Annotated in this window: 4 protein-coding genes; all 4 read left to right on the forward strand. The window is 41.3% G+C overall.

The genetic code is table 11. The annotated features are described in order from the left end of the window. Positions 1-26 precede the first annotated feature (26 nt). Positions 27-4,334 carry a DNA-directed RNA polymerase subunit beta' gene (gene rpoC, locus NMS_RS07160; RefSeq protein ID WP_041496087.1) on the forward strand — a complete coding sequence of 1,436 codons (4,308 nt, stop codon included), beginning with the start codon at positions 27-29 and terminating at the stop codon, positions 4,332-4,334. Further along, entirely contained in the window at positions 4,334-4,639 is a 306-nt protein-coding gene (locus tag NMS_RS07165; protein ID WP_041496088.1) for a DUF3467 domain-containing protein, read from the forward strand. The genes rpoC and NMS_RS07165 overlap by 1 nt, the downstream gene beginning before the upstream one ends. A 217-nt stretch (positions 4,640-4,856) precedes the next feature. Continuing rightward, positions 4,857-11,048: a T9SS type B sorting domain-containing protein gene (locus NMS_RS07170; RefSeq protein WP_041496089.1), complete on the forward strand. Its 6,192-nt coding sequence runs from the start codon at positions 4,857-4,859 to the stop codon at positions 11,046-11,048. Positions 11,049-11,099: 51 nt separating this feature from the next. Continuing rightward, positions 11,100-12,032 (forward strand): PorP/SprF family type IX secretion system membrane protein, encoded by a 933-nt coding sequence (locus tag NMS_RS07175; RefSeq protein WP_041496090.1) that lies wholly within the window; start codon positions 11,100-11,102, stop codon positions 12,030-12,032. Positions 12,033-12,042: the final 10 nt, after the last annotated feature.

The raw sequence follows: 12,042 nt of genomic DNA on the forward strand, positions 1-12,042 counted from the left end.
TTCTAACTTAAAATAGTACCATAAATATGGCTAGATATAACGACAACCCAGCACAGAAGAAGTTTTCAAAAATTTCCATCGGTTTGGCTTCTCCAGAATCTATTTTGGCAGAATCCAGAGGTGAGGTTTTGAAACCTGAAACAATCAATTACCGTACGCACAAGCCAGAGAGAGATGGTCTCTTTTGTGAGCGCATCTTTGGTCCGGTAAAAGATTATGAGTGTGCCTGTGGTAAATACAAACGCATCCGTTACAAAGGGATTGTTTGTGATCGATGTGGTGTAGAGGTAACTGAAAAGAAGGTAAGACGTGACCGTATAGGGCACATCAACCTTGTAGTTCCTGTTGCACACATCTGGTATTTCCGTAGCTTACCTAACAAGATTGGGTACCTACTAGGATTGCCATCAAAGAAACTGGACATGATCATTTACTACGAGAGATACGTAGTGATCCAACCAGGTATTGCTAAAAATGAAGATGGTGAGGAGTTAAATAGACTTGACTTCCTTACTGAAGAGGAGTACTTAAACATTCTTGATACTATTCCACAAGAGAATATGTATCTAGAAGATTCTGACCCTAATAAGTTTATCGCTAAGATGGGTGCAGAGTGTCTGATCGACCTTTTACAGCGTATAGATCTTGAAACTTTGTCTTATGACTTACGTCACAAAGCAAATAACGAGACTTCTAAGCAACGTAAAATGGAGGCGTTGAAACGACTTCAAGTAGTTCAAGCACTTAAGGAATCTAACGAGAATCGTGAGAACAACCCAGAGTGGATGATCATGAAAGTCGTACCAGTTATTCCACCAGAATTGCGTCCATTAGTACCACTTGATGGTGGTCGTTTTGCAACATCTGACTTAAATGACTTGTACCGTCGCGTTATCATACGTAACAACCGTTTGAAGCGATTGATGGAAATCAAAGCTCCAGAGGTAATCTTGCGTAATGAGAAGCGAATGCTTCAAGAGGCTGTGGATTCTTTACTTGACAACACGAGAAAATCAAGTGCTGTCAAAACAGATTCTAACAGACCGTTGAAATCACTTTCTGACTCCTTAAAAGGTAAGCAGGGACGTTTCCGTCAAAACTTACTTGGTAAGCGTGTAGATTATTCGGCTCGTTCGGTAATCGTCGTTGGACCAGAATTGAAATTGTACGAGTGTGGATTGCCTAAAGACATGGCTGCGGAATTGTATAAGCCTTTCGTTATTAGAAAGCTTATCGAGCGCGGTATTGTGAAGACGGTTAAATCTGCAAAGAAAATTATAGATAAGAAGGAACCTGTAGTATGGGACATTCTGGAGAACGTTCTTAAAGGACACCCAGTAATGTTGAACCGCGCTCCTACGTTGCACAGACTAGGTATTCAGGCGTTCCAACCTAAATTGATTGAAGGTAAAGCAATCCAGTTGCACCCATTAGTATGTACTGCATTTAATGCGGATTTTGATGGGGATCAAATGGCAGTTCACCTTCCATTAGGACCAGAAGCAATTCTAGAATGTCAGCTGTTGATGTTGGCTTCTCACAATATTTTGAATCCTGCAAACGGTAGCCCAATCGCTGTACCATCACAGGATATGGTATTGGGTCTGTACTACATGACCAAATTGAGAAGATCAGAAGGTGACCACATCGTTAAAGGTGAAGATTTAACTTTCTACGGTCCTGAAGAGTTGGTAATCGCGTTTAATGAAAAGCGTGTTGATATTAATGCTCCAGTAAAATGTAGAATCAACCTTCTTCAAGAAGATGGGTCTTACAAAACAGAGATCATTGAGACTACCGCTGGACGTGTCATCTTTAATGAGAAGGTGCCGGATGAAGCAGGTTATATCAATGAAGTATTGACTAAGAAAGCACTTCGTGATATTATCGGTGATATTCTTAAGGTAACTGATGTTCCTAGAACAGCGGCTTTCCTTGATGAGATTAAAGATCTAGGTTATGGATTTGCATTCCGTGGTGGATTATCATTCTCTCTTGGAGATATTATGATTCCACAAGAGAAGCAATCAATGATTGACGCTGCTAACAAGAAAGTAGATACCATCCGTGGTAACTATGGTATGGGTCTTATTACTCAGAATGAGCGATACAATCAGGTAATTGATGTATGGACTGCTACGAATGCACAGCTTACGGAGCTTTCCATGAAAAACATTAGAGAGGATCAGCAAGGATTCAACTCGGTGTACATGATGCTTGACTCTGGAGCTCGTGGATCTAAAGAACAGATTCGTCAGCTTACAGGAATGCGTGGATTGATGGCTAAGCCTAAAAAATCCAACTCCGGTGGTGGTGAGATTATTGAAAACCCGATTCTTTCCAACTTTAAGGAAGGTCTATCGATTTTGGAATACTTTATCTCTACTCACGGTGCACGTAAAGGACTTGCAGATACGGCCTTGAAAACGGCAGATGCTGGTTACCTGACAAGACGTCTTCATGATGTTGCACAAGATGTTATCGTTAACACGGTAGATTGTGAAACTCTAAGAGGTATCGATGTAAGTGCATTGAAGAAGAATGAAGAAGTAATGGAAAAATTAGGTGCACGTGTCGTAGGACGTACGGCACTTAATGATGTGATTGACCCTGCATCACAAGATGTTCTTGTTGCAGCAGGTGATCTTATCACAAACAAAATTGCTGATGCTATTGATGAGTCTGGATTAGAATCAGTAGAAGTTCGATCTCCATTAACTTGTGAGGCAGAGAAAGGTGTGTGTGCAAAATGTTACGGTCGTAACCTAGCTACCAATAGAATGGTAATGAGAGGTGAGGCTGTAGGTGTTATTGCTGCACAATCTATTGGTGAACCAGGAACACAGTTGACGCTTCGTACATTCCACGTGGGTGGTGTTGCAGGTAACGTTTCTGAAGAAAATACGATTATAGCTAAAAATGATGGTATCCTGGAAATTGAGGACATCAAAACGGTTAAAGGAGAATCCAGTGATGGTAATGCTGTAGAGGTAGTCATATCTCGAACTGCAGAATCTAAATTGATGCATCATAAAACTGGAATTCTACTAAACTCTAACAATATTCCTTACGGTGCTGAGCTTTACGCTAAAGTAGGTTCTGCAGTGAAGAAAGGTGATTTGATTGCGAAGTGGGATGCATTTAACGGTGTTATTATCTCTGAATTTGCTGGTAAGATCAAGTTTGAAAACATCATTCAAGGAACAACTTTCCAAGTAGAAACAGATGAGCAAACTGGATACGAAGAGAAAGTAATTTCTGATTCAAGAGATAAGAAATTGATCCCTACGCTACACATTGTAGATAGTAAAGGAGAAACTCAAATCAGTTACAACTTACCAGTAGGTGCACACCTTATGGTGAATGATGACGAGAAGATCAAGGTAGGTAAGGTACTAGTTAAGATCCCACGTAAATCTGCTAAGGCAGGTGATATCACAGGAGGTCTTCCACGTGTTACTGAACTGTTTGAAGCTCGTAATCCTTCCAACCCAGCGGTTGTTAGTGAGATTGATGGTGTTGTATCCTTCGGTAAAATCAAACGTGGTAATCGTGAGATCGTAGTGACTTCTAAAACTGATGAAGTGAAGAAGTACCTAGTGAAATTGTCCAATCAAATATTGGTACAAGAGAACGATTACGTTCGTGCAGGTATGCCGTTGTCTGATGGTTCTATTACTCCTAAAGATATTCTTGCAATCAAAGGACCAAGTGCTGTACAGCAGTATCTTGTGAATGAGGTGCAAGAAGTATACAGACTTCAAGGGGTGAAGATCAATGATAAGCACTTTGAAGTAGTTGTTCGTCAGATGTTGCGTAAAGTGAAAATTGTAGATCCAGGTGATGGTATCTTCCTAGAGAACCAATTGGTTCATAAAGAAGACTTCATCCTTGAAAACGATAAGCTTTACGGAATGAAGGTCGTGGAGACTGCAGGAGATTCTGCAACCTTGAAAGAAGGACAAATCATATCTCCACGCCAGTTGAGAGATGAGAACTCCTTATTGAAACGTGAGGATAAAGTTTTAGTTGAAGCTAGAGATGTAGAGCCTGCAACAGCAGAGCCTGTACTTCAAGGTATCACTAGAGCTTCCCTACAGACTAAATCATTTATTAGTGCTGCTTCCTTCCAGGAAACTACTAAAGTATTGAACGAGGCTGCGGTAAGCGGTAAGGTAGATACTCTAGAAGGATTGAAAGAGAATGTAATTGTTGGACATAGAATTCCAGCAGGTACAGGAATGCGAAACTATGATGACATCATCGTAGGATCTAAGGAGGAGTTTGAAAAACTACTTCAACGCAAGGAAGAGCCACAAGTGAACTATAACTAATGTCAAATAATCAAGATCACAAAATCAACATAGAAGTTGATCCAGAAGTTGCAGAAGGTCAGTACAGTAATCTGGCAATCATCAACCATTCGGTTTCAGAATTTGTTGTTGATTTTGTGAATATTATGCCGGGAAACCCTAAGTCAAAGGTAAAGTCACGGATTATTTTAACTCCTCAACATGCCAAAAGATTGGCACAAGCACTTGCAGATAATGTGAGAAAGTTTGAAGCCTCTCATGGTGAGATTAAGGATTATGATAAACCTCCTATACCCTTAAATTTTGGTCCTACTGGACAAGCCTAAGTAAAAGCCCGATAGAAATATCGGGCTTTTTTATGTTAATTATTTTAGGTTTTTAGCTGAGAACTGAATCGATAGGTTCAATTTCTGTAGATAAATCGGCCTTTAACGTCATTGGTCGATAATTATTATTCTAATTGTCTATTTTTTCTTAAAATAGTTCGAGTAAACTCTACCTTAGCCTACTGATCCAATGCATCATTGGCTAAATCTAGGTTTTATGAATAAAATTACTCTGCCTAACGCTGCTATTAATTTACTAAGCAGTAAAGCAATAGTGCCCTTATCTATTTTTCTGTTTTGTTTCGCTTTCGCGAAAGCGAACAGATTTGAAGGACCCCACTCAACTATCAACTATAATGCTTTCAGTGTTGTTTTCATGGATCGCGATGGTGACGGTGTTCTTGATGTAGACGATATTGATGATGATAATGATGGAATCATAGATACCGTAGAAGGGACTTCTGATTTGGACAACGATGGAATCATTGATTCTCTAGATCAAGATGCGGATGATGATGGCGTTCCAGACAATGTAGAAGGACAATCCACCGCCGGGTACATTTCACCATCAGGAACGGATAGTGATGGAAACGGATTAGATGATGCATATGAGTCTACTCCTGGAGCAGGGGAGGGCATCATACCTGTAGACACTGATGGAGATCTTACACCAGATTATAAAGATTTAGACAGCGATGGCGATGGAGTAGTAGACGCTACGGAAGCATTTGACTTTGATGCTGATGGTCTTCCAGAGGTTATACCGTCTGGAGGTGACATGGATCAAGATGGAATAGATGACTCTTATGATGGTTCCAACGGCGGCTATGCAGATCCCAATGGGGCTCAAGTGGTATTCGGTCCTTTGTTTGATCTTGTTAATACAGATCGAGCAGATGATCTAGACTTTAGAGATACGGACGATGATAACGATGGATTATTATCTAGCGATGAATTTAACGACCCGAACGGCGACGGTCTAGCAAACGATGCTAATGATGCTGATGGAGATCGCATACCAGATTATTTAGATTTAGATAATGCTGATAACGATGGAGACACGGTTCCAAACAATTTAGATATTGACGACGATAATGATGGTATCCTAGATACTCTCGAAGGAATCGCAGATTTTGATGGTGATGGGGTCAGGAATTCCTACGACCAGGATACAGACAATGACGGTATACCAGATAACGTGGAGGGCCAATCCACAACGGGCTACATACCGCCATCAGGTGTAGATTCAGATCGTAATGGACTGGATGACGCTTATGAAAGCAGCCCTGGAGCAGGGGAAGGGATTACGCCTCAAAATACGGATGGCGATGGTAATCCAGATTATGTGGACATAGATTCAGATAATGATAATGTGGACGACTTTATTGAAGGATTTGATTTTGATAATGATGGTTTCCCTGATATCGTTTTATCAAACTCAGATGCTGACAATGATGGTTTGGATGATGCATTCGATTCCAATACATCAGGATATGGTGATCCTAATGGTTCTGTAGTTACGGTAAGGCCATCTGCCGATCTTAATAATACAGACGGCCTTGATGATCTAGATTATAGAGACACTGATGATGATAATGATGGGATACTTACCGTAAATGAAAATCCAGATGTTGATGGTGATCCACTAACCATTGACCCTAGAGACCAAGACAACAACAACGTGCCAGATTATCTGCAGTTTGACGACAATGACGAGGATGGTGTAGGTGACGGTACAGATATTGACGACGATAACGACGGGATCCTAGATACCGTTGAAGGCAATGGAGATTTTGATGGAGATGGAATCATCGATCAATACGACCAAGATACCGATAATGACGGCATTCCAGATAATGTAGAAGCCCAAAGCACAACAGGCTACATTGCACCTACAGGAGTGGATAGTGATGGCAACGGGTTAGATGATGCTTACGAATCTGCGCCGGGTAATGGAGAAGGGATAACCCCTAATAATGAAGATGGCGAAGGCGACCCTGATTACATAGACATCGACTCAGACAATGATGGTGTTTTTGATGCCACTGAAGGCTTTGATTTTGATAATGACGGGATAGCTGATATCGCTTTCGCGAATGTTGACTCAGACCAAGACGGTTTGGACGATTCATTTGACGGTGATACGACCGGTTATGGGGACCCTAATGGCTTGCAAGTAACTAGCAATCCGATTAACGATCTAAATGACACCGATGGTGACGCTGCTACAGGTGGAACCTTAAACAATTTAGATTTTAGAGACATCGATGATGACAATGATGGCTTATTAACCATTGATGAAGACACAGATAATGATGGAAATTATATCAATGATGATGCTGATGGGGATGGGATACCTAATTACCTAGACCTTCCAGATAATGATAGGGATGGAGTTCCAGACGTTGATGATGTTGATGACGATAATGATGGAATACTTGACACAGTAGAAGGAACTGTAGATTCAGATGCTGATGGACTTATCGATGCATTCGATCTAGATAGCGATGCTGATGGTATTCCAGATAATGTAGAGGCACAGGAAACGGATAATTATATAGCGCCATCGGGAATTGATAGTGACGGTAATGGATTAGATGATGCTTATGAAGTAACTCCGGGAAGTGGAGAAGGTTTAACACCACAAAATTCAGATGCACTAGATACTCCTGATTATATAGATACGGACTCAGATAATGATGGTGTATCTGACAATACAGAGGCTTTTGATGCAGTAACCTCAGTAGGAGACTCTAATACTAATGGAATCGATGATTTCTACGAGACTCCAATTGCAAATGACCCTTATGGAGATCCTAATGGCAATTTAGACAACGGTGCACTAGATACCAATAACAATGAATTCCCTGCTACCGTAGAGGTAGATTTTAGAGAAGCAATAGGAACTCTTGCCGGCTTTGTATATGAAGATGTTGATGGAAATCAAGTCTATGACATGGCCATCGATAATTTATTTCCAGTTGGAATTGAAGTTGATTTGACAGACAGCGACGGAGTAACAACTGTAGCTCTTGTAGATGCTGATGGCAACTGGACTGCAGATGTGCCAGTAGGAAACTATACAGTCAATGTGGATGAAACAACGCTTCCTAATGCAGGTGTTGGATATGTATTGAGCACTGTTGGTTCAGACCCTGAAACAGCAACATCCGTTTTCGGTGTCATCACAAATACTCAAGCTGATGGATATCAGGCTATAGGAACAGTTACTGGCTTTTTATTCGAAGACCTTGACGGTGATGGGAACTATGACCCAGCAATCGATTCGCTTTTCCCAGCAGGGACTATTGTTGAATTAACTGATGATTTTGGTAACCTGACTACGGCTACTGTAGATGCCACAGGAAATTGGACTGTAGATGTTCCGGCAGGAAACTATATTGTAGATGTTGATGAGGACACATTGCCAAACGGCGGGAATGGTTACCTACTTACAACTGGAGTTTCTGACCCAGAGTCAGTAACTGTAGTGGTCGCAGAAACAGTTGATACTGCGCCAGATGGTTACAGGGCAACTGGAACTATCGAGGGGTTTGTATTTGAAGATATAGATGGAGATGGGATCTACAATGCTACAAACGATAACTTATTTCCAGCAGGCACTCTGGTAAACATTACAAATAGCAACGGTGCTACTGTACAAGCTACATTGGATGCTACAGGAAACTGGGTTGCTATTGTACCAACTGGAACTTATGTGGTGGATGTTGATGAGAATTCGTTACCTAATAATGGTACAGGTTACCTGCTGACCACAATAGGCTCAGATCCTGAAAACATTACGGTAACAGTAGGAACGACTTCAACGACTATTGCAGATGGATATCAACCAACGGGAACGATCACAGGCTTTGTTTTCCAAGATATTGATGGGGATGGAGCTTATGATGCAACCGTGGATAATTTATTTGTAGCAGGTATCCTAGTTGAATTAACAAACTCCACTGGGGTAATTACTACTGCGACCGTTGGTGCAGATGGAAATTGGTTAGCAACTGTAGCAGCAGGAACTTACACGGTAGATGTGGATGAGACTACATTACCTAATTCAGGAGTTGGCTATAACTTGACTACTCTAGGTTCAGACCCTGAGACTGCAGTGGTTACTCTAGCTACACAAACAGAAACTACAACAGATGGATACCAGGCTATAGGTACAATTACAGGATTCGTATTTGAAGATTTAGATGGCAATGGAGTTTATGATCCAGCGTTAGACAATTTGTTCCCAGCAGGAACATTAGTAGACATGACAAATGATTTGGGAGCTGTGTTCACGGCTACTACAGATGCAACTGGAAACTGGACGATAGATGTTCCAGCTGGAGATTACACAGTAGACGTTGATGAAACTAGTTTACCTAATGGAGGAGTTGGTTACTTATTGACTACGGCTGTTTCTGACCCAGAAAATGTTACGGTGGGGGCTAATGAAGTTGTTGCAACGGCGGCGGACGGATACCAAGCAACCGGCACCATAGAAGGTTTTGTTTTCGAGGATATTAATGGAGACGGCGTATACGATGCTGCGATTGATAATTTATTCCCTGCAGGTACAGTTGTTGAAATAACCGACAATGGTGGATTTACCATTCAAGCAAATGTAAACGCTTCAGGAAACTGGACTGCAATAGTAGCGGTAGGTGATTATACAGTAGATGTGGACGAGAATACTCTTCCTAATAATGGTGTAGGATATACATTGACAACAGCAGGTTCTGATCCAGAATCAGTTACGGTTAGTTTAGGGACTACTACCACAAGTACACCTGATGGTTATCAAGCAAACGGAACAATAACAGGCTTTGTTTATGAAGACGTCAATAATGATGGAAACTACAACGCTGCAATTGACGCTTTATTTCCAGTAGGTGTTATCGTAAACCTGACTGATGAATTTGGAACTACTACTCCAGTCAATGTTGGAGCAGATGGGAATTGGAGTGCAACAGTGCCGGTGAGCGACTATACGGTGGATGTAGATGAGACTACCTTACCCAATAATGGTGCTAATTACATATTAAGCACTACTGGTTCTGATCCAGAAACCATAACTGTTGTTGTTGATTCTACAGTGGGCACCACAGCAGATGGTTATGCCGCAACTGGAAGTATCTCAGGTTTCATTTTTGAAGATGTGGATGAGAACCAATTGTATGATGCAGCAGTAGACCGATTGTTTGCAGCGGGCACCATTGTAAACCTTATAGATAGCAATAATGTTGTGACGCCTGTGACCGTAGACGCTACTGGGAACTGGGTGGCAACGGTCGCTACTGGTTCTTACTTAGTTGATGTGGACGAGACCAGTTTGCCATTTAACGGTGCAGGAATTGTTTTAACAACTACAGGTTCTGATCCAGAATCAGGTGTTGTAGTCAGTCAAGGAAACAATACGACGACTTTGGCAGATGGTTATCTGCTGCCAGAGGACAGCGATGGTGACGGTGTTCCAGACCTTGTAGATATAGACGATGATAACGATGGGATCATAGACGCACTGGAAGGTGCTGTAGATACAGATGCGGATGGAATCATCGATGCGCTGGACTTGGACAGTGATAATGATGGGATACCAGATAATGTAGAAGGTCAATCTACCACTGGTTATATAGCACCTTCTGGAGTGGATTCAGACAGCAATGGACTGGATGATGCTTATGAAAATACACCTGGCGACGGCAGAGGTATCGATCCGCTGGATTTTGATAATGATGGGTTACCAGATTATTTAGATCTAGATACTGACGATGATGGAGTGCCAGATGCGATTGAAGGCTTTGACTACGACAACAATGGGATTGCGGATATTACCCCATCTGGGAATGATGTGGATAATGATGGGTTAGACGATGCGTTTGATGCAGATCTTAGTGGTTACGTTGACCCTAGTGGTCGAATAGTTACGAACAGCCCAGCAGACGAACTGAATAATACGGATGGTGATGATGAGCCAGATTATCGAGATGAAGATGATGACAATGATGGCATCAGTACAAGTGTTGAAGATGCTAATGGGAATGGTGTTTTCACAGATGATGATGACGATCTAGATGGTGTTCCAGACTACTTAGACGCTGATGAGCGCGTTATTGAGATTTTTAATGTGGTGACGCCTAATGACGATGGTGATAACGACTTCTTATTTATAAGAGGAATCGAGAATTTCGAAAATTCGGTTAAAATATTTAATCGTTGGGGCGTAGAGGTATTCAATATGGACAACTATGACAATCAAAACAACGTCTTCCGCGGCGTGTCTGATGGTCGAGTTACCATGGCATCCGGTGAGGAGCTGCCTGTCGGAACCTATTATTACGCCATTAGCTACATCAATGACGCTGGCAGAGCTATTCAATTGGCCGGATACTTTTACATCAATAGATAAAAAAATTGAGCTCGCTTTCGACCGGGCTTGATTCCTAATAATATACAGAATATGAAGAAATTAGTAATAGCTCTGATAGTGTTCGCTTTCGCGAAAGCGGCAACAGCACAGCAAGATCCACAATACAGCCAGTACATGTACAATCCAGTGGTGATCAATCCCGCCTATGCAGGAAATCGTGGAGTGGCAAGTATTGTAGGTTTACATCGAAGCCAATGGGTAGGCCTAGAAGGTGCCCCACGTACACAAACTTTGTCCTTCCATACACCTATATTGAATAGCAGAGTAGGACTAGGAGTAAGTATTGTCAACGACGCATTAGGACCTACTGATGAGACCTATGCAACGGCAGATTTTAGTTACACATTACCCATGAGCTACAACAGCAATCTTAGTTTTGGAATCAAGGGTGGTGTTAGAACTTTAAATATTGATTTTGATCAATTAAATGCAAGAGATCAAAATGATGACTTATTGAGAAATCTTGATAATGACATAGCTCCTCAAGTAGGAGTAGGAGCTTATTATCATACTGATAAATTCTATGTAGGTTTAAGCACACCTAATTTGCTTCAAACAGATCATTATGATCCTGAGAACCGGAATGGTACTACAACCTTTATAGCTAGAGAGCGTATTCATTATTTTGCCGCTGCTGGGTACGTTTTTGATCTAAATGATAATGTAAAATTCAAACCTTCTACTTTAATAAAGGCTGTTGCAGGAACACCATTGCAGGTAGATGTAACAGCAAATTTTTTGTTCTCTGAGAGACTGACTTTAGGTGCAGCTTATAGAGTTAGTGCAGCGGTCACAGGCTTAGTAGGGTTTCAAGTAAATGATCAAATGCTTATAGGATTTGCCTACGATCGAGAAACAACTGAATTAGGTAATTCAGTTTATAACGATGGGAGTTATGAACTTTTCTTAAGGTTCGAGCTGTTTAAAAGTTACGATAAGGTGGTTACTCCACGATTCTTCTAATCTTACTATT

Source organism: Nonlabens marinus S1-08 (assembly GCF_000831385.1).
GTDB classification, from domain to species: domain Bacteria; phylum Bacteroidota; class Bacteroidia; order Flavobacteriales; family Flavobacteriaceae; genus Nonlabens; species Nonlabens marinus.

What these genes read in the sequence shown, in the direction of transcription:
- NMS_RS07175 (WP_041496090.1), top strand. Translation starts at nt 11,100, where the DNA reads ATGAAGAAATTAGTAATAGCTCTGATAGTGTTCGCTTTCGCGAAAGCG.
- NMS_RS07165 (WP_041496088.1), top strand. Translation starts at nt 4,334, where the DNA reads ATGTCAAATAATCAAGATCACAAAATCAACATAGAAGTTGATCCAGAA.
- rpoC (WP_041496087.1), top strand. Translation starts at nt 27, where the DNA reads ATGGCTAGATATAACGACAACCCAGCACAGAAGAAGTTTTCAAAAATT.
- NMS_RS07170 (WP_041496089.1), top strand. Translation starts at nt 4,857, where the DNA reads ATGAATAAAATTACTCTGCCTAACGCTGCTATTAATTTACTAAGCAGT.